This is a genomic window from Microbacterium sp. B24 (assembly GCF_000333415.1).
Classification (GTDB): Bacteria; Actinomycetota; Actinomycetes; order Actinomycetales; family Microbacteriaceae; genus Microbacterium.
The window spans coordinates 1-23951 of the sequence record NZ_BADB01000436.1 but is presented as its reverse complement, the minus strand read 5'-3'; the positions used below and the strand labels follow the sequence as shown (position 1 = coordinate 23951).

The window sequence follows — 23951 nt, the reverse complement described above, 5'->3', positions numbered from 1 at the left end:
TCATCGTGCCGGGGGTGCATGCTCTGGGTATGACGAGCATCTTCGTGAACATTCCGACGAACGACCTCGAGCGCAGCGTCGCCTTCTACCGGGCGCTCGGCTGCGCCATCAACCCCAACTTCACCGACGAGAACGCCGCGTGCGTCGTCTGGTCGGACGACATCTTCTTCATGGTGCTGCGGCGGGAGTTCTTCGCCACGTTCACCGAGAAGCCCGTCGGAGAGCCCAGGGAGTGGGCGCAGGCCTCGCTCTCGTTCTCCCGAGATTCACGCGCCGACGTCGACGCGATCGTGGAGGCGGGCCTGGCTGCCGGTGGCACCGAGCCGCACCCCGCTCAGGACTACGGCTTCATGTACAGCCGTGACCTGGACGACCCCGATGGCAACAGCCTCGGCTTCCTCTACATGGACCCCGTCGCCGCCGAGCAGGGCCCTCCGGCGGAGGCGTCGTGATGCGCGGGCGGATCGTCATCGACCTGTTCACGACGCTCGACGGCGTCGCCCAGGCACCGGGCGGCCCCGACGAAGACACCAGCGGCGGGTTCCCGTTCGGCGGCTGGCAGGCGCCGTTCGAGGACGCCGTCATCGGCGAGGACGTCGGCAGCGGCATCCGCCGGATGGACGCGCTGCTGCTCGGCCGACGCACCTACGACATCTTCGCCGGGTACTGGCCGCATCACACCGACGGGCCGGAGGGGTTCATCGGTCGGCACTTCGATGCCATCCCGAAGTATGTGGCGACCCGGGCCGGTGTCGACCCGGAATGGGCGGGCACCAGCGTGCTGACCGGCTCGGACGCCGAGGTCGCGGCGGCCGTGGATGCGCTGCGCGATCGCCACGCCGAGGTGCACGTGATCGGCAGCGTCGACTTCTCGCATACGCTGCTTCGCACCCGTCTGTACGACGAGCTGAAGCTGTGGGTGCACCCGGTGGTGCTCGGTCAGGGCAAGAAGGTGTTTCCGGACGGCGCGGCACCGGCACGGCTGCGGCTGATCGCACCCGCCGTGTCGGGACCGACCGGCACGCTTCTGCTGCGCTACGCCCCCGACGGTGACGTCGTCACGGGCGACATGACCTGAGTTCGCCCGGTCACCAGATCATGGGGCGGTCGTCGTCGTCCGAGCCGTCGAGGTCGAGGTCGACGACGACGGGGACGTGGTCGCTGGGGATCTCGCCCTTGCGCTCGTCACGGTGGATGGATGCCGCGGTCACCGCGTCGGCGAACGCGTGCGAGCCGAGGATGAAGTCGATGCGCAGGCCCTCGTTGCGGGGGAAGCGCAGCTGCTTGTAGTCCCAGTAGGTGTACCCCGTGGGAACGAGGGGGCGGACGGTGTCGGCCAAGCCGGCATCCAGGAGCGCCTGGAAGGCGGCGCGCTCGGGCGGGGAGACGTGGGTGGTCACGCCTTCGATGACGGTGGGGTCGCCGTTGTCGGCATCCGTCGGGGCGATGTTGAAGTCGCCGGTGAGCGCCAGCGCCCGGTCGGGGTCGGCGGCGAGCGTGTCGGCGGTGTAGCCGCGGAGGGCCTCCAGCCAGTCGAGCTTGTAGCGGTAGTGCGGGTCCTCGAGGCCGCGCCCGTTGGGCACGTAGAGGCTCCACACCTCGACGCCGCCGATCGTGGCGCCGAGCGCGCGGGCCTCGAGTGGAGCGCCGGGGCCGTCGTGACCCTTCGCGAAGCCGGGCATGCCCGGGAACCCGACCTGCAGGTTCTCGATCGGCTCACGGCTGGCGATCGCGACCCCGTTCCACTGGTTGAGCCCGTGCGCCTCGACGGTGTAGCCCGCGTCTTCGAACGCTTCGTACGGGAACTGCTCGGGCTTGCACTTGATCTCCTGCATCGCGAGCACATCGATGCCCTCGCGGACGGCGAAGTCGACGGTGCGGACGACGCGGGCGCGGATCGAGTTGACGTTCCAGGTGGCGATGCGCATGGCATCCAGCGTATTGGCCCCCGCCGACGTGGCCGTCACGGGGCGCCCGCGTGCACAACTCCTGCTCAGCGTGGCCTCGGTGCCTTCGCAGCCGGGATGGGCGCCGTTCAGGCGGAGTTGTGCACGCGGGTGCGGGTCAGAGCGCCCGCAGGATGTCCTCCACCCGCTGCTTGGCATCACCGAACAGCATCTGCGTGTTGTCGCGGAAGAACAGGGGGTTCTGGACCCCGGCGTAACCCGAGGCCATCGACCGCTTGAACACCACGACGCTGCGGGCCTCCCACACGTGCAGCACGGGCATGCCCGCGATGGGCGAGCCCGGGTCCTCTGCGGCGGCGGGGTTGACCGTGTCGTTCGCCCCGATGACGAGCACCACATCCGTGTCGGCGAAGTCGTCGTTGATCTCGTCGAGCTCCAGCACGATGTCGTAGGGCACCTTGGCCTCGGCCAGCAGCACGTTCATGTGGCCCGGCAGGCGTCCGGCGACGGGATGGATGCCGAAGCGCACCTCGACGCCGCGCTCGCGCAGCCGCTTCGTGAGGTCGGCGACTGGGTATTGCGCCTGGGCGACGGCCATGCCGTAGCCGGGGGTGATGATGACCGACCGCGCGTCACGGAGGAGCTCGGCGACAGCCGCGGCATCCGTCTCGTAGTGTTCGCCCTCTTCGGCGTCGGCACTTCGGGGCGCCTCGATGCCGAAGCCGCCTGCGATCACCGAGAGGAACGACCGGTTCATGGCCTTGCACATGATGTACGACAGGTACGCACCGGACGAGCCGACGAGGGCGCCGGTGACGATCAGGAGGTCGTTGTTGAGGAGGAAGCCCGCCGCGGCCGCGGCCCAGCCGGAGTAGCTGTTGAGCATCGAGACGACGACCGGCATGTCGCCGCCGCCGATCGAGGCGACCAGGTGCCAGCCGAGCGCGAGGGCCAGCACGGTCACGGCGACGAGCAGCCAGATCGACGGGGTCGCGACATACCAGACGGTCAGAACGACGAACAGTGCCAGGGCGCCGATGTTGAGGGCGTTCTTGCCGGGCAGCATGAGCGGCTTCGACGACATCCGGCCCGAGAGCTTGAGGAAGGCGACGATCGACCCCGTGAAGGTCACGGCGCCGATGAAGACGCCGATGAACACCTCGGCGTGGTGGATGCCGACCAGTTCCTCCGGCAACCCTTCGGCGTAGAGGCTGCCGTTCCAGCCGACGAGCACGGCCGCGAGGCCGACGAAGGAGTGCAGCAGGGCGATGAGCTCGGGCATGCCGGTCATCTCGACCACGCGCGCCCGCCACAGCCCGATGGCGCCGCCGACCAGGACCGCGGCGACGAGGAGGCCGATGCCGAGCGCGGCGGTCGCACCCTCCGACGCGAGGGTGCCGTTCGCGACGACGAGCACGAGGGTGGCGAGGAGGGCGATCGTCATGCCGACGATGCCGTAGACGACGCCGCGGCGGGCAGTCTCCTGTTTGCTGAGGCCGGCGAGGGCGAGGATGAACAGCAGGGCCGCGACGATGTAGGCGGCCGTCGAGACGGACTGGGCGAGCGCGAGGGCCCCGGCCGTCTCGGAGGTGGCGACGATGGTCACTTCTGGTCACCCTTCTGGAACATGGCGAGCATGCGACGGGTCACCGCGAAGCCTCCGAAGATGTTGATGGATGCCAGGAGCACCGCGATCGCCGCGAGCACCTGCACGACGGGGTTCGGCACGACGATCTGGCTCATGGCGCCGACGACGATGATGCCGCTGATCGCGTTGGTCACGCTCATCAGTGGAGTGTGCAGGGCGTGGGCGACCTTGCCGATGACGTAGAACCCGATCACGACCGACAGCGTGAGCACGAGGATGTGCTGCGGCAGGGGTGCGGGCGCGACGGCGCACACGAGGAACAGTGCGGCGACGCCGGCGACGATCAGGCCGGTCTTCGCTCCCGCCGAGAGCCCCTTCTTGGCGGCCGGCGCGGGAGTGGATGCCGCGGCATCCGTCCCGGGCTTCGTCAGCGCGGCAGAGACCTGCACGGGAGGCGGCGGCCAGGTGACGGCGCCGTCACGCGTGACGGTGACGGCGCGCTGCACGACGTCGGTGTCGTCGATCGCGAGCTGCCCGTCTTTGCCCGGGGTGAGGAGAGCGAGGAGGTTCACCAGGTTGGTTCCGTAGAGCTGCGACGCCTGCTGAGGGAGGCGGCCGGCGAGATCGGTGTAGCCGAGGATGATGACGCCACCGTCGGTGACGATGCGCTGGCCCGCCCCGAGCCCTCGACGTTTCCGCCCTGGCCCGCGGCCATGTCGACGATGACGCTGCCGGGCTTCATCGCGGCGACGTCGGCGGCCGTGAGCAGGCGCGGGGCGGCGCGGCCCGGGATGAGCGCCGTCGTGATCACGATGTCGACGTCGGCGGCCTGGTCGCTGTAGAGCTTGGCGGCCGCGGCGTCGTAGGCGGCACTGGTGGCCTTGGCGTAGCCGTCGGCCGAGACCTCCTTCTGCTCGTCGGGCACGACGACCTCGAGGTAGGTGCCGCCGATCGACGCGACCTGGTCGGCGACCTCGGGGCGGGGATCGGTGGCGCGCACGATCGCGCCGAGGCTTGAGGCGGCGCCGATCGCGGCCAGACCGGCGACGCCGGCACCGGCGACCAGCACCTTCGCGGGCGGCACCTTGCCGGCGGCGGTGACCTGTCCGGTGAAGAAGCGGCCGAACTCGTTCGCGGCCTCGACGACCGCGCGGTAGCCGGCGATGTTGGCCATCGAGCTGAGCACGTCCATCGACTGCGCGCGCGAGATGCGGGGCACGGCGTCCATGGCGAGGGCCGTGACACCGCGGGCGGCGAGGGCGGCGAGCAGGTCGGGGCTGAGCGCGGGGCTCAGGATGCCGACGAGCGTCGCCCCCGGCTGCAGCAGCGCGATCTCGGCATCCGTGGGGGCCGCGACCGACAGGACGACATCGGCGCCCCAGGCCTCGTCGCGGGTGGCGATGGCGGCGCCGGCGGCGGTGTACGCGGCATCCGGGAACGACGATGCGGCGCCGGCGCCGGCCTCGACGCTCACGTCGTAGCCGAGCGCGCGGATCTTGCCGACGGTGGTGGGGGAGGCGGCGACGCGGGTCTCGCCGGGGCGCTCGCGGACGATGCCGATACGGGCCATGGTGCTCCTTCGATCCGGTCGGCCGCAGCGCCCGGGATCGCCCGGGCACCGCGCCGGGTGACGTTCCCGACTCTAGGGTGCGGGGTGGATGCCGCGGGCAGAGATGCTGCGGAAATAATCCCGGTTCTTCGCTTCCGTAGACTCTTCAGCATGACCGCCGCCTCCACGCCCGAGCTCGAGTCCGAGCGTCGCGCCCTCGTCGACCTCATCGCCGCCGAAGCCGTCTTCCACGGCGACTTCACGCTCTCCAGCGGCAAGAAGGCGACGTACTACGTCGACATGCGCAAGCTCACGCTCGACCACCGCGCGGCTCCCGCGATCGGGCGCCTCGTGCTCGATGCGGTGCGGGACCTGAACGTGGATGCCGTGGGCGGCCTCACCCTGGGCGCGGACCCGATCGCGAACGCCGTCATGCACGCGTCGGTCGCCACCGGCACGCCCGTGGATGCGTTCGTCGTGCGCAAGGAGCCGAAGGACCACGGCCGCGGTCGCCAGATCGAGGGCGCCGAGGTGACCGGCAAGCGTGTCGTCATCGTCGAGGACACCTCCACGACGGGCGGCTCGCCCCTGAAGGCCGTCGAGGTCGTCGCGGCTGCCGGTGCCGAGATCGTGGCGGTCGTCACGGTCGTCGACCGCAAGACCGGCGCGCAGGCCGCGGTCGAGGCCGCCGGCTATGAGTGGCGCTCGATCATCGACCTCGACGACCTGGGACTGCAGGCCCAGTAAACAAGTTGGCCTAGGAGGGGGTTCGGACGTGAGCCCCGCCTTCCAGGTCCTCCTCGCCGCAGTTGTGGGTTGCAAACGGTAGCAAAGAGTCGTGAGAATGTGGCTCACTGCGATCCTCCGTGGATTGCGAACCGCAATCAAACGAGGGATCAGTGGATCAGAGACTTGCCAACGCGGCCAACAGCGGAAACATAGTACTGGTCGCTGGCACTGGGGTTAGCGCCGCGATCAGCGGAACCAGCACCGCGACCTGGCGGGGGCTGCTCGAATCCGGTGTCGAGCGCCTAGATGGCTTTTCGAGTCCCGCACTAGTGGACAATCTCCGTCGAAACCTCGCATTTGGGTTCGACGACGACGATCTAGCGACGGTGCTTCAAGCAGCGGATCGGATTCGACAAGAGTTCGACGGCGTGGGCGTCGCTGGCTTTATGAAGTGGCTGTCGGAGGACATTGGCCAGCTTCCGGTGGCGCACGCCTCAGTCGGCGATGCGTTGAGGTCGCTTCCGTTCCCAATACTCACGACCAACTACGACACGTTGCTTGCGACGGATGACCGCAGGGCTGCTACTTGGCAGGACACGGCTGATATGCAGGAGATTATGTCGGGGGCTTCGCGTGATATTGGTCACCTCCACGGTGTCTGGACGGCCCCAGAATCGGTGATTCTCTCCGCGGCTGACTACGATCGCCTCCTCGCGGCGGAAGCGGCGCAGATGCTCCAGCGCTCGGTCTCCTTTCTCAAGTCGATGGTCTACGTGGGTTACGGAGCTGGGCTCTCCGACCCGAACTTCTCCCGACTGATCGAGCTCCATAGCCGCACCTTCGGTGTGAGCGGGGTTAACCATTTCAGATTGTGCCGAGAAAGCGAGCTTGAAAACCTCCGACAGAGGCACGCTGGTGATCACATCATTCCAGTTTCATATGGGGAGCGGCATGAGGATCTAGCTAGTTTTCTCTTGTCGCTCGGCGGGCTCAGCCTAGCCGCACCCGTCTCCGCCGCCGGAATCGTTCGGGACTTGGCCGGCGCCGCTTGTATGGAGCTTGCCGACAGTATGGTTGCGGACTCCATCCTTGCTGAGCCGCTTGAACAGGCCGACCAGCTGTCGGTGGCCGATGTTGTACTGCCGCCCATTCTGTTGCCCGTTCCGCACGCCGAGTACATTCGCTCACGACGGGATAGGACCGAGACCAGAATTGAACGGTCTGATCCGTTCAACGACGCACACACTTCTGACGTCGTGCTCCTGGTTGGCGATGAAGGATCGGGCTTGAGTACAGCGGCGAACTGGGTCGCATATCAAGCCGCTACGCACCTTGGCGGAGCGGCACCTATTAGCGTGTCATTTCGGCAGGTCGGCGCCGGGCCGAGTCCCCTAACCCGTCTCGTCCGGAATAACGCTCGAGCCCATGGATGGGTCACCGGAGAAAATGACGAATTGCCGTCGCATGTGCTGACCGTTCATGATTTCAGCCCCTATGTCACGAAGGTTAGCGACCGTGCTATCAGTGACATCGCTTCGAGCGGGGCGGTCGTGAGAATACTGACGTGCGCGCTGGGCTCCGAAGATGATGTGGTTGAACGTCTAAAGGCGGTCGGGTTGGCGCCAACGCTTCGGTACCTCGGGCGACTTAGTAGCCGCGACGTCGAAGCGTATGCGAAGGTGGCGGCTCCGCTGCGCTACAAGGCGGTAGCTGAGCGCGTCGTCAATGTGCTCACCAATGAAAGTCTCTCGCGGACGCCGTTGACCGTCGGGTTGCTGATTTCTGTAGTAGTCAGGGGCACGTCACTCACAGCGAATGCCTCCCAGACGACAGTCCTCGACGACTACATGGGTGCGTTGCTTGGCCGAGGCGACCCACACGAGGATGCACGCCTGGGCATGGATCAGAGTTCGCGCGAGGCGCTCCTGTCGCTCTTTGCAAGGCACTTCGTTTTGGAGAACACGGGCGGCGTTTCCGAGTCAGACGCCACTCGCGTCTTCGAGGAATCTCTGGCCCGTCTATCGTGGAAAGAGTCCGCCGCAGAAATCCTCCAAAGCCTCGTAGATCGGCGCATTCTCCGGCGGACCGATGGCCGTATCGTTTTCGCTCGCTCAAGCTTCCTCCACCTCTTCGCGGCCAAGCGTGCCGTGCAGGATGCGGACTTTCTTGAGCATTTACTCAGCGACCCCTTGTATTACTCGGCGATCCTCGCCGACTATTCTGCCCTGAACCGACACGACGTCGATCTTCTGTCCCGGCTTGATGCTCTCCTCGCTGATGATGAATGGTCGACGGAAGTGGGAGGTGTTTATGCTGAAATTCAGCAGCGTCCTCAGCCAGACGTCGCAGCAGCGGCCGAAGACCGCCTGGCTGATCCAGCCCGGAGGCGGCTGCGCGAGCGCTCTCTGGATCTTCTGGAGATTACGGAAGATGTTGATGAGACTCCTTTCCCCACGACCCAGCATGAGGAGCTCCCGCTTGGCTTGCGGTTGATGAGGATCCTCGAGCTCGTTTCGGTAGTTTTACGGGACTCCGATCAGATCGAAGATGGCGAAAAGAAGCGCGAGGTTCTGCAGAATGTACTTCAACACTGGGGTCTTCTGATGAGCACCCTCGAAAAGGATCCGGAGTTCGTCGGATTCGTTCGCGACGTAGCCTCTAGCGTCATGCAGCTTAGACTCGAATCTCAAAAGGGTGACCCGGCTGAGGTGCAGATAGGCATTGAGGATTCGATCGCAGAGATCGCGAGGATCTTCCCTGCGGCTCTCGCATACGGCGGCGTCAATGAGTCCCTCGCATCGCGGCGTCTATTAGTTCCTCTGGCGCGGGTCGTAAAAGCCGCAAAATCAGAAGCGCGACTGGATCTGACCGTTGCGAGTGCGTTCATGCTGGTTGCGGTTAAAGAACCGGGCTGGATAGATCAACTTCGCGATCTCCTCGAAAAGCGGGGGAATATTTGGGTGATCCGGAACTTTCTTCTTACTCTGATGATCGCCGACTACGTTCGTGATCGCGTCCGTCAAGCTGATCGCCTATCCCTGAGAGACCTCATCCTTGACATTATCGGCAGATCTTTCAGCTATCACTCTGCCGCAGAGAAGACCGCGCACCGCGGCAAGCTTGCACAACAGCTAGAAGCGGATCGGTCACGTTGGGCAGCTGACGGAGGTGCGGATTTCGAAGAGTGAGGGGACCGCGCTTCTGAACTGTGGGCGTCCGACGCCGCAGCTCTCAACGCTTCGCCGCTGGGATAGCGGTGGAGGAGGACCGTCACCCAGGGACGGGAACGCGGTCGAGGCACGACGAGCCTCCACAGGCTCCGAGGCCCTGACTGTCGGGATGCCGTTCTGTGTGAGGGATTGGTCCGGGGTACCGGTCTAGTCGCAGGCGGTGATTGGCGCCTTCGCGCAGGGCAAACGCGAGCAGAGAGGGGCGCGGCGGCGGCCGGGAGAAGGCTGATTGCTTGATCAGAGGCTCTCTGCCTTCCTCAGCCCGCGGCAGGCGGCACGCGGGAGATGATCTCGCCGTGCAGCAGCGAGATCCAGCCGTCGTCGTCCGCGGCCCACTCCCGCCATGCGTCGCTGATCTCGTGGAGTTCTGCCGTCGTGGCGATGCCCGACCGGGTGAGCTGCGGAGCGATGGCGGAGTTCAGGATGCGGTCGGCCCACGTCCCGCCCCACCAGGCGCGGTCCGCGGCGGTTGCGTAGCACCAGGTGCTCGAGGTGGCCCGCACGTCGCGGAGGCCCGCCGCGTGGGCCCACGACAGCAGGCGCCGCCCGGCATCCGGTTCTCCTCCCTTGGCGAGGGCGGCCGCGTAATAGACGCTGAGCCAGTGGTCGAGCGCCGGCAGTTGCGACCACCAGCAGAAGCCGGCGTAGTCGCTGTCGCGCACCGCGACGATGCCGCCGGGCTTGGTGACCCTCGCAATCTCGCGCAACGCCTGGACGGGATCGCCCACATGCTGCAGAACCTGATGCGCGTGGGTCACGTCGAACGTGTCGTCCGCGAAGGGGAGCGCGTGCACGTCGGCGGTGCGAAAGTCGATGTTCTGCGCCCCGTGCTGTACGGCGGTGGCGCGAGTGAGGTCGAGCTCCGCTTCGCCGACCTCGGTCGCAGTGACCTGGGCGACTCGCTCGGCGAGGTCGACCGTGATGGTGCCCGGCCCGGCTCCCACGTCGAGAAGACGGTCGGTCGGGGTGAGGAGCGGCAGAAGGTAGGCGGCCGAGGTCTCTGCCGTGCGGGAGCGGTGCGAGCGCAGCACCGACTCATCGTGACCATGGGTATACGTCGCCATAAGATGACCTTTCACGCGAGAGTTGCCACGACCCACTTTCGCGGACGCGACCGGCGGGCCAGAGAGCGCACTTCTCCTAGGAGTCGTGCACCCGCCCAGCCGCCCACACGCCGAGGAAGAAGCGACATGTCCAGCGAACTCGGCGATTTCCTCCGCGCACGACGCACGGATGCCGCACTCGATCCCTCTCCGAAAGCCGATGTGGGGCGGCGACGCATCTCGCGGCTGCGCCGCGAAGAGGTGGCCGCTGCGGCCGGCATCAGCGTCGACTACTACGTCTGACTGGAACAGGGGCGGGAGCTGCGCCCGAGCGATGCGGTGATCCACGCGCTGGCGCGCCAGTTGCACCTGTCGGACGACGAGAGGCGCCACGTCTTCCGCTTGCGCGACGCGATGTCGGCTCCGCCGCGCGACGAGCACACCGGCGATCTGGAGCTGGCCGCGCGGATGACGGCGCTGGTCGACGCGGTGTGTCTCCGCGCCCGGCGTATGTGCTCGATCGGTGAGCAACATGGTGGCCGCCAACGCCGAGGGCCTCGCCCTGTACCGAGGGTTCGCCGAGCGGCAACCGGGTGAGCGGAACACGTGCCGTTACCTGATGACGGACGCCCGGGCGCGCGAGACCTTCGTCGAGTGGGAGGACCTCGCCCGCGGCGCGGTTGCTCACCTTCGCGCCGCCAACGCCGACGACCTCCACGATCCTGCGCTGCAGGCGCTGGTCGCGGAGTTGAGTGCGGCGAGTCCGCTGTTCTCCGGCTGGTGGGCCGAGCATCTCGTGCAACAACGGCGTGCCGCGATCACGCACGTGCGCACGGCCGCGGGCGAGGTCGTGGCCTGGCGCTACGAGGTGCTTCACCTGCCCGACGAAGAGCTGCGGATGACCCTCTGGCTACCCGCGCAAACGATCAGTGACGACACGCGCGCCATCACCTGAGATCCGGCAATCCGATCAGCGCCGCCAGATGCGCGAACTGATTGTGTGTCGTGCCGGCGTGCAACTGCCGCGCGACGGCACCAGAAGGTTGGCGGGCACAGGTCCCTTTGGCCCGTCAAGCGAATCGGAATGGGGTTCCGAAGCGCAAATGCTATCGGAACCCCATTATGTCAAGCGTTGTTGTGTCGACCCGCTCGTCGTGGACGGTAACGATAGAAGAAGGACACCCAAGCGGTAGCGAAGAGGAGTTGCAACACGAACGCAATGACGTATTGTTGCGTCGACATCGCAAAGACGATTCCTCCGCCGACCACAACAATCATCATGATCGCGAAGCTTGTCCAGAAAACGGGTGGGTTCGAATTGTTGTTCATGGTGGGTCGTCCCATCGATCACGTGCAGTGTTCGTCACTGTGGACGAACGGGTTGTAGCCCGCAGGTGTGAACAAGAATCCTACGCACTGACCGTGATTGTCGGCAATGACAGCCGTCGCGCCGATTGCTCCCGCGGCCACGCCGCAGGCAGCGATGGCGACGGGGCCACCCAACCCGCATGCTGCTGCCGCGCCGCCCAGCGCGAGCACGCCGCCCGTAGCCCAATCGTGGGTCTCACTTCTGTTGAAGTAAATCGAGCACCACCCGACTCCGCAACCGTAGGACGGGTCTGCGATCACCGGGAACGATGCATTGCTGATATCAATGTTCTGAGTGATGACATTCCCGCTGACGGTGTAACTTGTCGGCAACTGCTTTCCTGTGGAATCTGTGGCCCATGCTCTTTGCAGGTAGTTGACAACATTGCCAGCAGAGTCCTTTACGAGGATGGTTCCGTCAGTGTTTAGCTCGAGCGAGAGACCTTCCTCGCCGACGACGGAGAACTGGTAGCTTGAGGGCGCTTGTGCTGAGCGAATCACCGCGAACGCGGCGTTCAAACCCGCAGAGTTGCGCCCCTCTACGTAACCGAACTCCCCGGACTCATCGACCAAGCTGGTGAACCCGTCGCGGGATGTTCTCGCCGAACTTGACAGTGCCTTGACCTCCACCTCGCGCACAGATGCGAAGGCACCCCCGGTGGTGGGGTTTGTCGGATCGGCAATCTGAGATGAAGTTGCTTGTCGCAGTTGGCCTGCCTCGGATGGCTTCGAGGCCAGCAAGCCTGCCTCGGCGACAATTCTGCCGGGATCGAAATCGGTATCTGCCGCGGTGGCAGAGGCCGGCGTCAGTAACCCCGCAATCGTCAACGCGACGGCAGAGAACGAGAGCGGCCAGAGCGATGCTCTTCGCTGATCTCTTAGCATCTTCATGGGTATTTCTCCTTCCGATTCGAGAGAGACCGATTTGACGCTAGCCCGCCATTTTTGCGAGCTCAATCAAATCTCCGCCCTTTTGGCTATTCGTATGGAGCGTTGCGACCATAGTTGGGCGTGCGTGGCCAGAGGTCGGAGATCTTCGGATTCCTGTGACTGGATTGTCGCGTCCGGTGCTAGAACTCACGAGCACGGCGGCCGTGCAAGCGATCTCGGCCGGATGGGAGAATGGAACTGCTGTGGGGCGAGTGTGGCTACCTTCAGCGGTTCCTTTACGGGCTGTAGCCCCGTGTTCGTGAGCTCCCGGTGCAAGCGGATCGCTTGCAACTCCTAGGCTGTTCAGAGAGTCGATCAGTGGAAGACGGGCAGCTGCGACGCCAGCGCGAGCACGAGGCCGGCGAGGGTGAGCAGGAGGATGCCGCGGCCGTTGGGCAGCGGGGTTCCCTGCGGCGCATCGCGGCGGCCCCGCACGAAGAGCACGAGTGCGACGATCAGCAGCGCCATCGCGGTCACGACGAAGACGATGGCGATCACTGGTTGCTCCCGTCGCCGCCGTCGCGCCCGCGACCGCGGATGAACTGCACGACGAACACCACCAGCGTCCCGACCAGCACCACGCCGGTCGAGGCGAACAGCAGCGTCTGCTCGGTCGCGTTCACGATGTCTCCTCCGCCCGCGCGGAGTCGGGCAGTCTCAGCCTAGCCCGGCGCGCGGCACGAGCCCGTCGGCACCGAACACGGCGGCGGAGAAGCGCGCGGCGATCTCGGCATACAGCTCCGTGTCGGGATGCAGGCTGTCGGGCAGCGTGTACCGCTCCTGGTCGTCGGCGCCGTACAGGCTCAGCCCGTCGAGGTACGCGATCCGCTCACCGGATGCCGCGCGCACCCGCACCACCTCGGCAAGCTGTCGCCGCGACTCGGTCATGGTCAGCGCACCGCGGGCGACGTCGTCGGCGTCCCCGGCGGCGTAGCAACGGACATGCCCGTCGTCGAAGAACTCCACGTCGGAGGGGCCCGGCGTGTCCTCACTGCCCGGCCACAGGATCGACGACGCCAGCACGATCGGGGTGTCGGGATGACCGGCGCGCACCCGGTCGAGGAAGCCGTGCACCGCGGGCGTGAACGTGCGCTGATCGAACGAGCGCGCGCCCACGATGTTGATGCCCACCTTGAGCGTGATGACGTCGGCGGGCGTGGCGGCGATCGTGTCGGCGACGAACGGATCGAGCATGCACTGCCCGCCGAAGCCGAGGTTGATGAGCGACAGATCGCTCGTGCGCGCCGCGATCACCGGCCACACCCCGGTCGGCGAGGGCGTCTCGACGCAGTGGCTGATCGAGCTGCCGTGGTGGATCCAGACGGGTGCCGGGGAGGGCTCCGCTGCGACCACGGGGGCGTCGGCGCGAAGATCGAGGAGGTCGACGATCATCCCCTGCGGCAGCCAGACGGTCACCGTGCGCGGGCCTGGGCCGCCCGCGCCGCCGAGCGCGATCTCCAGCGTCGCGGGTTCGCTCGCGGGCTCGTCGGTCGCGGCATCCCCGATCCACGAGAGTCGACGGATGTCGGTGACGGGGGCGCGCACGACGTGCACCGGCTCGCCCTCGACCTCCACGACCACGTCGTTGACCGGGCCGGCGAGCTCGGCGAAGTGCAGCTGGGTGCACCGCATCGTCAGGCTCAGCGTGGTCGCTGCCGTCGTGAACCGCACGCGCACGCCGCTCGCGTTGGCCGTGATCGCGCGAAGGATCTCGCCGTTCGGCGGGAAGTGCGCCCACGTGCGGCGGGGCAGGCGCAGGGGGCGGATGCCGCGACTGTCATCGACGTCGAGGTGCCCTTCGAGCAGCACCTCGGCGTCTCCGAGGCGCACGACCTCGCCGATGCCGATCCGGGACGGGGTCAGGGGGGTGGTCACGAAGCGGTCCTCTCGGAGTGGGACTGGATGAAGGAGACGGTGCGTGCGATCAGTTCGTCACGCTGAGGCAGTTGCGCCCAGCCGTGGTCGGCGCCGTCCACGACGACGACCTCGGCGCGCTCGCCGAAGACGTCCGCCTCGGCGTAACGCTGGGCGTAGCGCACCGGGACGAAGTCGGCCGTGCCGTGCAGCAGCAGGGCCGGGCCGTCGTAGGCCGCGGCTCGCGCATACGGATCGAACGTGAGAGCGTCGGCGCGCATCGCCGGGCCCAGTCGCATCCCGAGGAAGTCGAAGAACCCGTCCGGCCCGTCGAGCGCGGCGAGCGAGCGCCCCTGGATCTGTCCCGAGCGGATGTCGTCGACGAACACGGCGGCCGTCGACCACATCGTCAGCGAGCGGATGCCGCCCGCTCCCGCCTCCGCCGCGACGACCGCGGCGATCACGGAGCCGAGGCTCATGCCGACGAGGTGGAGGTTCTCGGCATCTACGTCGGGACTCTCTCGCACGGCGCCGAGCACGGCGAGCGTGTCGGCGATATCGCCCGACGCCGTCGTGTCGAAGAACTCGCCGTCGCTCTCGCCGTGCCCCGCGCGATCGAACGCGATCAGGCCGAACCCGGCCGCGACCAGCGCGCGCGCCAGCCCGACGAAGACGCCGGTGGTCTCCACTCGCGATCCGCCGAAGCCGTGCAGCAGCACGACGGTCGGCCGCGGTGCCGGCTCGGCGCCCGTCGCGGCATCCGGAAGGTAGTGCGTGCCCCGCAGTGTGAGCGAGCGGACGGTGGTCTCGAAGGGGACGAGTCGCATGGGTGTTCTTTCGTCGGGGAAGCCGGTTCAGCGGGCCAGTGTCGCGGCAGACGCGTTCGCCTCGGATGCCGAGACCACGTCCGCCTCGACGTCGAACGCATTGGTCACACCGCGCCGGAACCCGATCCACCCGATCAGGAAGCCTGCGGCGGCCACCACCGAGACGGCGACGTAGACGGCGCTCGGGTTGAGAAGCAGCAGGGCGGGGGTGACGACGTTGAACGCCGCGGTCGCGAAGCGGGCGACGGCGTAGACCGTTCCCTGCGCCGTGGAGCGCAGCATGGTGGGGAAGGACTCCTGCGTCCACACCTTCATGATCGTCTCGAAGCAGAACGCGCCGGCGAAGGTCGTCACGACGACCGAGACGATCAGGGCGGGCAGGGTGAAGCCGAACACCACCGGCACCAGGTTCGCGACGACCACGGCGATCGCCCCGATGACGTAGTAGCTCATGCGGAACCGCGTGTCGGCGACGGCCATGAACCAGACGGCGCCGAGGATGGCGGCGGGCATCGCCAGCAGCGTCCATCCCTGGTATTCGTTCACCGGGATGCCGGCGACGTTGACCGCCACGAAGGTGCCGAAGCTGCCGGCGACGCTGATCGCGATCGAGGCGAGCGTGTAGTAGACGAGCAGGGTCACGAACGGCCGGCGGTACTGCGGGCGCCCGAAGTCGCGGAGACGGCCGCGCTCGGCGCGGACGGTCTGCACGCCGTTGCGGCGCTCGTCGCGGGCGGCGATCCAGTCCGCCGACTCGGGGATCGTGAGGCGCAGTGCCAGCACGACGAGACCGACGCCGCCGAAGGCCGCGAACATGATGCGTCCGCCGACCTCGCCGAGCTGACCGAAGTTGATGCCGATGAGCACCGCGAGCAGGATGCCGAAGCCGCCGAGCAGATTCGAGAACACGAGGATCTTGCCGCGGTTGCGGTCGGTGGCCGCTTCGGAGATCGATGCGAGAGCCGCGGGGAGGTCGGCGCCGACGCCCAGTCCGATCAGCGCGATGCCGGGCAGGAGAAGGCCGAAGGAGACGCCGAAGAACGGCGTGAGCGATCCGAGCACGATGAGGCTCATCGTCACCAGGAAGATACGGCGACGGCCGAATCGGTCGGCCAGGCGTCCTCCGACGAGCGAGCCGATCGCGACGCCCGCGGTCAGCACGCCCGTCAGCAGGCCGACCTGGTCGGGCGTGAGGCCCGGAGTTCCGGGGACGAACGACTGGAAGAGGACGAGCGCGACACCGATGCCGGTGGTCGCGGCGGCGTCGACGAAGGTCGCCATTCCGCAGACGAAGCCCACCCACCAGGGGTTCGGGGCGGGGCGAGCCGAGAGTGCGCTCATGGTCATACTCCTTTGTACGTGCGGGTGACGAAGGCGGGCGGCAGTGGGTGGTCCCGGCGGGCTTCACCGCCGTCGAGACTCAAGCTATACCGATATAGCAAACGGGGCAAGCGTGGATATCGCACAATCGGCCGGAGGAAACTCAGCAGACGCGGATGATGTCAGGCGCGCGGCGTCGCGATCGTGCCGCCGCCGCTCACCGGCATCTCGACGAGCTCGTGCCGAATGCCCTCATCGGGGGAGAGCAGGAGGTCGGCGGCGCGCCGGCCGATCTCGGCCTGCGGAAGGCGCAGAGAGAACAGTTGCGGATCGGTCGCCTCGGCGAGAACACCGCCGTCGAAGGAGACGAGGGACACGTCGTCCGGTACCCGCAGTCCGGCTCGTCGAAGGGCCTGGAACACGCCCACCCCGACCGCGTCGTTGACGCAGATCACCGCGCGCGGGCGCGCTCCTGACGCGAGCAGACGCTCCGCGGCATCCCGCCCGTCGTGCACCGTCCAGTCGTCGTCCACGGCGACCTCGCCGGCGAGCTGCGTGCCCGCGGCGGCGAGCTGAGCGCGGATGCCCTCCAGTCGGCGGGGGAGCGCGACCGGACCCCACTCGTGCCACGCGCTGCCGCCGGTGCGGCCGGGCGCGAGCGTGCCGACGAACCAGATGTCGCGATCGTGGCCGGCCTCCTGCAGCAGCCGGGCCGCCGTCGCGCCCGCGGCGCGCTCGTCGGGGACGACCGAGCTGATCGCCGCATCGTCGGCTTCGCAGTTCATGAGCACCAGCGCGGTGTGCCGCGCGGACGCCGGAGGCGTCACGCGCCGCGTGAACATCGACGCGTACAGGATGCCGTCGATGTCGCGCGCGACGAGATCGTCGAGGAAGCGGCGCTCCATCTCGGCATCGCCCTGCGTGTCGACGGTGAACAGCAGCAGCCCTGCCTCGCGCAGGCGCTCCAGCGCGCCGCGCACCATCGAGTTGGCGAAGGAGGTCGAGCTGACGAAGTCCGATACCAGGGCGACCGTGCCCGAGCGGCCGGTGCGCAGGGTCTTCGCGGTGACGTTCGCGCGGTAGCCGAGCTCATCGGCTGCCCGACGGACGCGGGCCATCGTCTCGACGGACAGGCGCTGGTCGAGGCGGCCGTTCAGCGCGAACGAGGCCGCCGAGCGCGACACACCCGCCCTCTCTGCGACCTCGGTGAGGGTGACCCGCCGACCGGAGCTGCGCTCCGTCACAGCCCCTCGGGCATCTCGGACTCCGCCGGCTCATCGGCCAGCAGATCAGCCACCGAGTCGACGATCTCGTCGGGGCGGAACGGATAGCGCTCGATCTCGGCGTCGTCGGAGATGCCGGTGCGGACGAGAATCGTGTGCAGGCCCGCTTCGATGCCGGCGACGACGTCGGTGTCCATGCGGTCGCCGATCATGCCGGTGTTCTCCGAGTGGGCCCCGATCCGGTTCATCGCGGAGCGGAACATCATCGGGTTCGGCTTGCCGACCACATAGGGGGCCTTGCCCGTCGCGTGGGTGATCAGCGCGGCGAACGAGCCGGTCGCCGGCACGATGCCGCTGGGGGTCGGGCCGGTGGCGTCGGGGTTGGTGACGATGAAGCGTGCGCCGTTGTTGATGAAGCGGATCGCCTGGGTGATGCGGTCGAACGAGTAGTTGCGCGTCTCGCCGATCACGACGTAATCGGGCTGCGTCTCGGTCTGGACGTACCCCGCCTCGTGGAGCGCGGTCGTCAGGCCCGCTTCGCCGATGACGAATGCCGTGCCGCCGGGGTGCTGCGAGCGCAGGAACTCGGCCGTCGCCAGCGCGGAGGTCCAGATGCGATCCTCGGGGACCTCCAGCCCCGAGATGCGCAGCCGCGCGCTCAGATCACGTGGTGTGTAGAACGGGTTGTTCGTCAGCACGAGGAACGGCGTGCCCGCGTCGCGCCACTGCTCGAGAAGCTCGGCGGCCCCGGGGATCGGCTTGTTCTCGTGGACGAGGACGCCGTCCATGTCGGTGAGCCAGCATTCGATATCGGCGCGTGTCCGCATGGGGCCAGCCTAGCGGGGCGATCCGGCCGTAGTCTCGACGCGTGGCACGCGACGACTGGGACCCGACGACGCTCCCCGACCTCTCCGGCAGACGCTACCTCGTCACCGGGTCGACGGCTGGGCTCGGCTTCTTCGCGTCGTTGCAGCTCGCCGAGGCGGGCGCCCACGTGATCATGACCGGGCGCAACCCGAACAAGCTGGCCACCGCACGCGTCGCCGTGCGCCGTCAGGTGCCGGATGCCGAGATCACGACCCTCCTGCTCGACACGAGCAACCTGGGCTCCGTACGCGCCGCCGCCGCGACGGTGCGCGGTCGCGCGGGGCTGCACGGGCTTCTGCTGAACGCCGGCGTCGTGCACCCGCCGCGCCACCGCGAGACCACCGCCGACGGGCACGAGGTGGTCTTCGCGACGAACGCCCTCGGCCACTACGCGCTCGCCGGCGAGCTGCTGCTACCGCTCGCCGCCGGTCGAGGTCGCATGGTGTGGGTCGGGTCGATGTCGACCGCGATGGGCAACTACGACCCCGTCGACCCGGAACTGGCGACGAACTACTCGCCGTGGCGGGCCTACGTGCAGTCGAAGGTCGCGACGACCGCTCTCGGCTTCGAGGCCGATCGGCGCCTGCGGGCCGCGAACGTGCCGATCGCCAGCCTCGTCGCCCATCCCGGGTACGCGATCAGCGGACGCACCCGCGGCATCCTGGGCATCAACGAGCCCACGCGGATGACGCGCTTCGTCGACAACCTGCAGGCTCCGATCACGCAGTCCAAGGAGCGCGGGGCGTGGCCGCTCGTCCGGGCGCTCGTCGATCTGGAGGCGATCGGTGGCCAGTTCTGGGGGCCGTCGCGACTGGTCGCCGGCCCGCCCGCGCTCGGTCAAGCCAGCAAGCTGGCCCGGCGCGAAGACATCGCGACCCGACTCTGGGACTACTGCGAGCACGCGACCGGCATCACCTGGCCCTACCTCAAGGCCAGCCGTCCGCGGCGCCTCTGGCGGCGCTGAAGCTGTCGGCCAGCCCCTCCGCGCCACGGTCGCGATGCCCCCCATCGCCCCCGACCGTGTCCCACTTATAGCGGGGCGTGTCCCAGATTGTGCGGTGTGGAGGCCCCGGAGGGGACGGCTTTTGGGACATCCCCGCGGCGGGGGGCATCCTCGCGCAGGGGGCAGCCTCGCCGGGGCGGCGGGGGGCAACCCGGGTCAGGCGGTCAGCCAGACTGCACCGGCCGCGCCGGCGGGCAGCGTCACGGTCGCGCCGTCGTCGACGCGGACCACGTCGGCTCCCGCGACCACGAGGCGGTGCCCCACATCGATGCCCGCTCCCTCCAGCGCGCGCAGGAGCTCGGGGTCACGGTCGCTGACCCGCAGCACCTCACCCGCGTGCCCGAGCTCGGCGGCCGACAGCAGCACGAACGGCAGGCGGTGGACGTTGCCCTCGGCATCCGGGATCGCGTCGCCGTGCGGGTCGAAGCGAGGATGCCCGAGCCGCTCCGCGATGCCGGCGAGCAGGCGGTCGCTGATCGTATGCTCGAGCACCTCGGCCTCGTCGTGCACCTCGTCCCACGCGTAGCCGAACTCCTGCACCAGCCACGTCTCGATCAGGCGATGGCGACGGATGATGGATGCCGCGCGCAGCCGGCCCTGCTCGGTGAGCGCGACCGGCCCGTACGGACGGTGGTCGACGAGACCCTGTGCGACGAGCTTCTGCACCATCTCCGTGACCGTCGACGGGGCGAGCTTCAGCTCGGCCGCCAGCTGCGACGAGGTGATGGGCGCGGGCTGCCACTCGGTGTGGTGGTAGATCGTCTTCAGGTAGTCGTCGATCGCGACGGAGTTCGCAGCCACGCTCTCAGGCTACCGGCCGTGACTATCGGCCCGTCAGCACGAGCCACAGCAGCAGTGCGTTCAGAGCGATGAGGAACACCGAGGCGACGACACCCGCAAGGGTCGTCCACCAGCGGTTGCGGTGCACCCCCAGCACGTCGAGGCGGGCAGTGAGGGCGACGAGCGGCACGAGCGCGAACGGGATGCCGAAGCTCAGCACCACCTGGCTGAGGATCAGCGCCCAGGTCGGGTCGGCCCCGAGCGCGAGGATCACGATGGCCGGCACCAGCGTGACGAGGCGCCGCGCGATCAGCGGCACGCGCACGCGCAGCAGGCCGTGCATGATCTCCGCGCCGGCATAGGCGCCGACGGCGGTGCTCGCCAGACCGCTCGCGAGCAGGCCGATCGCGAACATCGTCGCGACGGCGCCACCGAGGCCCGCCGACAGCGCGGTGTACGCGCCCTCGAGGCTGTCGGTGCCTTCGACGCCGGCGAGGTTGGCGGCGGCGAGCAGCAGGATCGCGAGGTTCACCGTGCCCGCGACGATCAGGGCGATCGTCACGTCCCAGCGGGTCGCGCGCAGCAGGCGTGGTGTCGCGACGGCGCGGTCGGCGGCGCGCGCGCCGACCGCGGAGAAACGGTCTCGGGCGAGGGCGCTGTGGGCATAGATCGCGTGCGGCATGATCGTCGCGCCCAGAATGGATGCCGCGAGCAGCACCGACTCCGATCCCTCGAATCGAGGGATCATGCCGGCGGCGACGCCCGCGGCATCCGGCGGGGCGATGAAGACTCCGTAGGTGAAGCCGATCGAGATCACCACGAGCAGACCGATCACGACGAACTCGAAGCTGCGGGCTCCGCGGCGCTGCTGGATGAGCAGCAGCGCGATCGAGACGGCCCCGGTGATGAGGCCGCCGACGGGCAGGGGCACGCCGAAGAGCAGCCAGAGCGCGACGGCACCGCCGATCACCTCGGCGACGTCGGTGGCGACGGCGACGAGTTCGGCCTGCAGCCAGTATGCGCGGCGCGCCCAGGGATGGCGCAGGCGGTCGCCGAGGGTCTCGGCGAGGCTCCGTCCCGTCACGATGCCGAGCTTGGCGGACAGGTACTGGATGAGCCACGCCATCGCGTTGCCGAGCACGACGACCCAGACGAGCAGGTATCCGAAGCGCGCCCCCGCGGTCATGTTGCTCGCGACATTGCCGGGATCGAGGTAGGCGACGCCGGCGACCAGCGCCGGTCCCAGCAGCCATGCCGCACGGCGTGCTCGCGACGGCGCGGCATCGTTGTGCGCGGCTCGGACCGTGCGACCGGGCGTCTCCAGCATGGGCGAGAGATTTTTCGGCATGCCGAAAAATTACCAGAGATTTCGGCATGCCGAAATATTGCAGGGGGGTGGGGCGGCGTGCGCGTAACTCCGCCTGAGTAGCGGGAAGTGCCTGCGCGACGCGCTTTCCGGCACCCTCAGGCGGAGTTACGCAGGGCGGCCGGCAGGCCGGACGATCAGGGTCGGTAGCCTGGAGCGATGACCGAGCGCACCGACCCCGAGCTCGAGGATGCGGCGGCCGAGCCGCAGCTCCCCGTCGGGGTCGGGCCGTGGCCGGGCGGCCCGCCGGCGTGGCCCGATGATCCGCGCTACGACCGGGAGCTGCTCGCGACCGGCGATCGACGCAACGTCGTGGATCGCTACCGCTACTGGACGATGGCGGCGATCGTGGCCGATCTCGATGAGCACCGGCATCCGTTCCACGTCGCCATCGAGAATTGGCAGCACGACATGAACATCGGCTCGATCGTGCGCAGCGCCAATGCGTTCGGCGCCGCCGAGGTGCACATCATCGGCAAGCGGCGGTGGAACCGTCGTGGCGCGATGGTCACCGACCGTTATCAGCACGTGCGGCACCACGAGGACGTCGCCGCATTCACCGCATGGGCCGAGGATGCCGCGATCCCCGTGATCGCAGTCGACAACGTCGACGGCTCGCTGCCGGTCGATCGCGCCCAACTGCCCGAACGCTGTGTGCTGCTGTTCGGTCAAGAGGGGCCGGGATTGTCGGCCGAGGCGGTCGCGGCGGCATCCGCCGTCGTCGAGATCACCCAGTACGGGTCGACGCGCTCGATCAATGCGAGCGCGGCGGCCGCCGTCGTGATGTACGAGTGGTGCCGTCGCTGGGCGTGACAGCACGCAGGCCGCTCATGCCCCGGCGGTGACCCACTGCGGCCGCCGCACGCGCCAGGCGAGCGTCGCGAGCCGCGCCAGCATGTACACGCCGAAGAAGCAGACGGCGAGCCACATCAGGCCGACGGCCCCGGTGGGATGCACCAGCCACAGCACCGCGAGGGCCGGCAGGTACGGGACGAGGTTGAGGCCGCCCGCCGCCGCGAGGTAGCGCACGTCGCCGGCTCCCATCAGCACGCCGTCGAGCACGAAGACCACGCCGCACACCGGCTGCGCGGCCGCGAGCACGAGAAGCGCGGGCTGCACGAGCGCGGCGACCTCGGGTGACCCGGTGAACACGAGTCCGATCCCGCCCGACAGCGCCGCGATCGCGGCGCCCACGATCACGCCGAACCACACCCCCCACGCGACGGTGCGGCCGAGTACACGACGGACGAACGACTCATCGCCGGCCCCGAGGCCCCGACCGATGAGCGCTTGTGCGGCGATCGCCAACGCATCGAGCGCGAAGGAGGCGGTCGAGAAGATCGTGAACGCGACCTGCCACCCGGCCAGCTCATCGGTACCCAGCGCGGTCGCGGCGAACACGGTCGCGAGAAACGCCGCGCGCAACGACACGGTGCGCAGGAACAGCCAGCCACCCGACGCGGCCGATCCGCGCAGACCGTCGCGCTGCGGACGCAGGGATGCCGAGTGCCGCTGCGCCAGTCGGCCGATCACGACCGCGTAGGCGCCGACCATGCCCCACTGTGCCGCGACGGTTCCGGCGGCCGACCCGGCGATGCCCCAGCCGAACCCGTAGATGAACAGTGCGTTCAGTGCCGCGTTCAGGGCGAAGCCGATGCCCGCGATCCACAGCGGCGTGACGGTGTCCTGCATGCCGCGCAGCAGTCCCGTCGCCGCGAACACGATGAGCATCGCGGGAAGGCCCCACATCGACAGCTGCAGGTAGATCAGCGCCTGGTGGGAGACGTCGGGCGCCGCGCCGAACAGCGCCACGAGCGCCGGGGTCGCCAATGATCCCGCGATCGCCAGCACGACGCCCAGACCGAGAGCGAGCCAGAGTCCGTCGACACCGGCGCGTACGGCATCGGCATGATCGCCGGCGCCGAAGCGACGAGCCACCGCGGGTGTGGTCGAGTAGGCGAGGAAGACCATGAGCCCGACGATCGTCTGGAGCACGGCCGATGCGATGCCGAGGCCGGCCAGCGGCACGACGCCGAGGTGTCCGACCAGTGCGGCGTCCACGATCAGGAACAACGGCTCTGCGACCAGCGCACCCAGGGCCGGCACCGCCAGCCGGAGGATCTCGCGGTTGAGGGTCGACGCGGGCATGCGTCGAGCCTACGGGGGGCGGACGACGCGGGCCGCGGGAGGGGGACGTGTCGACGCGCGGCGCGCGCTCGGCGACCGACGGTGCTCGGGCAACGACCCCGCGGGCGAACGGGTGGTGAACTCGGATCGTGGGAACAGAAGCGGCGCGTATCCTGTACGGCATGACCGCCCCCACCCTTCGCTCGGGACTCTAGAGGATCCCCGGGACCGAGCTCGAAT

22 protein-coding genes and 1 pseudogene are annotated in these 23951 nt (G+C 68.3%); 8 read left to right on the top strand and 15 right to left on the bottom strand.

Features of this window, described 5'->3' with window-relative positions; all coding sequences use genetic code 11:
• Window positions 1–29: 29 nt before the first annotated feature.
• Together I5I_RS12980 and I5I_RS12975 are read left to right on the top strand one after the other, a co-directional pair.
• Window positions 30–452, top strand: coding sequence for a VOC family protein (locus tag I5I_RS12980; RefSeq protein ID WP_036320418.1), 423 nt, complete (start codon window positions 30–32; stop codon window positions 450–452).
• Window positions 452–1078, top strand: coding sequence for a dihydrofolate reductase family protein (locus I5I_RS12975; protein WP_036320415.1), 627 nt, complete (start codon window positions 452–454; stop codon window positions 1076–1078). The genes I5I_RS12980 and I5I_RS12975 overlap by 1 nt, the downstream gene beginning before the upstream one ends.
• Before the next feature lie 10 nt (window positions 1079–1088).
• On the opposite strand, the gene I5I_RS12970 is transcribed toward I5I_RS12975, so the two are convergent.
• From I5I_RS12970 to I5I_RS12960, 3 genes and pseudogenes are all read right to left on the bottom strand, one after another.
• A complete protein-coding gene (locus I5I_RS12970; RefSeq protein WP_036320413.1) occupies window positions 1089–1928 on the bottom strand; it encodes an exodeoxyribonuclease III in 840 nt (279 codons plus the stop codon).
• Between the two features lie 136 nt (window positions 1929–2064).
• The gene (pntB, locus tag I5I_RS12965) at window positions 2065–3507 is read right to left on the bottom strand and encodes a Re/Si-specific NAD(P)(+) transhydrogenase subunit beta (RefSeq protein WP_036320482.1); all 1443 of its coding nucleotides are present in this window, start codon (window positions 3505–3507) and stop codon (window positions 2065–2067) included.
• Between the two features lie 2 nt (window positions 3508–3509).
• Window positions 3510–5065: pseudogene (locus tag I5I_RS12960) on the bottom strand (Re/Si-specific NAD(P)(+) transhydrogenase subunit alpha).
• A 150-nt stretch (window positions 5066–5215) separates the two neighbouring features.
• On the opposite strand from I5I_RS12960, the gene pyrE reads away from it, so the two are divergent.
• Complete coding sequence (pyrE, locus tag I5I_RS12955; RefSeq protein ID WP_036320410.1) at window positions 5216–5791, top strand: orotate phosphoribosyltransferase; 576 nt, start codon at window positions 5216–5218, stop codon at window positions 5789–5791.
• 152 nt (window positions 5792–5943) lie between these two features.
• Window positions 5944–8961, top strand: a complete 3018-nt coding sequence (locus I5I_RS12950) for an SIR2 family protein (RefSeq protein WP_148285562.1) — start codon at window positions 5944–5946, stop codon at window positions 8959–8961.
• A 299-nt stretch (window positions 8962–9260) separates the two neighbouring features.
• Here I5I_RS12950 and I5I_RS12945 read toward each other — a convergent pair whose 3' ends face one another.
• Complete coding sequence (locus tag I5I_RS12945) at window positions 9261–10067, bottom strand: class I SAM-dependent methyltransferase (protein WP_036320405.1); 807 nt, start codon at window positions 10065–10067, stop codon at window positions 9261–9263.
• A 126-nt stretch (window positions 10068–10193) separates the two neighbouring features.
• Between I5I_RS12945 and I5I_RS16935 the strand changes: the two genes are divergently transcribed.
• Window positions 10194–10349 carry a helix-turn-helix domain-containing protein gene (locus I5I_RS16935; RefSeq protein WP_148285561.1) on the top strand — a complete coding sequence of 52 codons (156 nt, stop codon included), beginning with the start codon at window positions 10194–10196 and terminating at the stop codon, window positions 10347–10349.
• 229 nt (window positions 10350–10578) lie between these two features.
• Window positions 10579–11001 carry an MmyB family transcriptional regulator gene (locus tag I5I_RS12935; protein ID WP_051039625.1) on the top strand — a complete coding sequence of 141 codons (423 nt, stop codon included), beginning with the start codon at window positions 10579–10581 and terminating at the stop codon, window positions 10999–11001.
• Window positions 11002–11393: 392 nt separating this feature from the next.
• Here the strand turns inward: I5I_RS12935 and I5I_RS16930 are convergent, their stop codons facing one another.
• The 8 genes from I5I_RS16930 to I5I_RS12905 form a co-directional block, all read right to left on the bottom strand.
• A complete protein-coding gene (locus I5I_RS16930) occupies window positions 11394–12305 on the bottom strand; it encodes a hypothetical protein (protein WP_148285559.1) in 912 nt (303 codons plus the stop codon).
• A 354-nt stretch (window positions 12306–12659) separates the two neighbouring features.
• Window positions 12660–12842 carry a hypothetical protein gene (locus tag I5I_RS12930; protein WP_036320403.1) on the bottom strand — a complete coding sequence of 61 codons (183 nt, stop codon included), beginning with the start codon at window positions 12840–12842 and terminating at the stop codon, window positions 12660–12662.
• Window positions 12839–12967 (bottom strand): hypothetical protein, encoded by a 129-nt coding sequence (locus tag I5I_RS17815; protein WP_269454347.1) that lies wholly within the window; start codon window positions 12965–12967, stop codon window positions 12839–12841. The genes I5I_RS12930 and I5I_RS17815 overlap by 4 nt, the downstream gene beginning before the upstream one ends.
• A gap of 34 nt (window positions 12968–13001) precedes the next feature.
• A complete protein-coding gene (locus I5I_RS12925; RefSeq protein ID WP_051039624.1) occupies window positions 13002–14219 on the bottom strand; it encodes a GDSL-type esterase/lipase family protein in 1218 nt (405 codons plus the stop codon).
• Window positions 14216–15025, bottom strand: a complete 810-nt coding sequence (locus I5I_RS12920) for an alpha/beta hydrolase family protein (protein ID WP_036320401.1) — start codon at window positions 15023–15025, stop codon at window positions 14216–14218. The genes I5I_RS12925 and I5I_RS12920 overlap by 4 nt, the downstream gene beginning before the upstream one ends.
• Before the next feature lie 27 nt (window positions 15026–15052).
• Window positions 15053–16366, bottom strand: a complete 1314-nt coding sequence (locus I5I_RS12915) for an MFS transporter (RefSeq protein ID WP_036320473.1) — start codon at window positions 16364–16366, stop codon at window positions 15053–15055.
• A 161-nt stretch (window positions 16367–16527) separates the two neighbouring features.
• The gene (locus I5I_RS12910) at window positions 16528–17589 is read right to left on the bottom strand and encodes a LacI family DNA-binding transcriptional regulator (RefSeq protein WP_036320399.1); all 1062 of its coding nucleotides are present in this window, start codon (window positions 17587–17589) and stop codon (window positions 16528–16530) included.
• Window positions 17586–18395, bottom strand: coding sequence for an HAD-IIA family hydrolase (locus I5I_RS12905; protein ID WP_036320397.1), 810 nt, complete (start codon window positions 18393–18395; stop codon window positions 17586–17588). The genes I5I_RS12910 and I5I_RS12905 overlap by 4 nt, the downstream gene beginning before the upstream one ends.
• A gap of 41 nt (window positions 18396–18436) precedes the next feature.
• Here I5I_RS12905 and I5I_RS12900 point away from each other — a divergent pair, with 41 nt between their 5' ends.
• Window positions 18437–19399 carry an SDR family NAD(P)-dependent oxidoreductase gene (locus I5I_RS12900; protein WP_036320395.1) on the top strand — a complete coding sequence of 321 codons (963 nt, stop codon included), beginning with the start codon at window positions 18437–18439 and terminating at the stop codon, window positions 19397–19399.
• A 195-nt stretch (window positions 19400–19594) separates the two neighbouring features.
• Here the strand turns inward: I5I_RS12900 and I5I_RS12895 are convergent, their stop codons facing one another.
• Together I5I_RS12895 and I5I_RS12890 are read right to left on the bottom strand one after the other, a co-directional pair.
• A complete protein-coding gene (locus I5I_RS12895) occupies window positions 19595–20239 on the bottom strand; it encodes a metal-dependent transcriptional regulator (protein WP_036320393.1) in 645 nt (214 codons plus the stop codon).
• 22 nt (window positions 20240–20261) lie between these two features.
• Complete coding sequence (locus tag I5I_RS12890; RefSeq protein WP_036320391.1) at window positions 20262–21545, bottom strand: Nramp family divalent metal transporter; 1284 nt, start codon at window positions 21543–21545, stop codon at window positions 20262–20264.
• A gap of 198 nt (window positions 21546–21743) precedes the next feature.
• Here I5I_RS12890 and I5I_RS12885 point away from each other — a divergent pair, with 198 nt between their 5' ends.
• Window positions 21744–22397: a TrmH family RNA methyltransferase gene (locus I5I_RS12885; protein WP_036320389.1), complete on the top strand. Its 654-nt coding sequence runs from the start codon at window positions 21744–21746 to the stop codon at window positions 22395–22397.
• Window positions 22398–22412: 15 nt separating this feature from the next.
• Here I5I_RS12885 and I5I_RS12880 read toward each other — a convergent pair whose 3' ends face one another.
• Entirely contained in the window at window positions 22413–23732 is a 1320-nt protein-coding gene (locus I5I_RS12880) for an MATE family efflux transporter (RefSeq protein ID WP_036320387.1), read from the bottom strand.
• Between the last annotated feature and the right edge of the window lie 219 nt (window positions 23733–23951).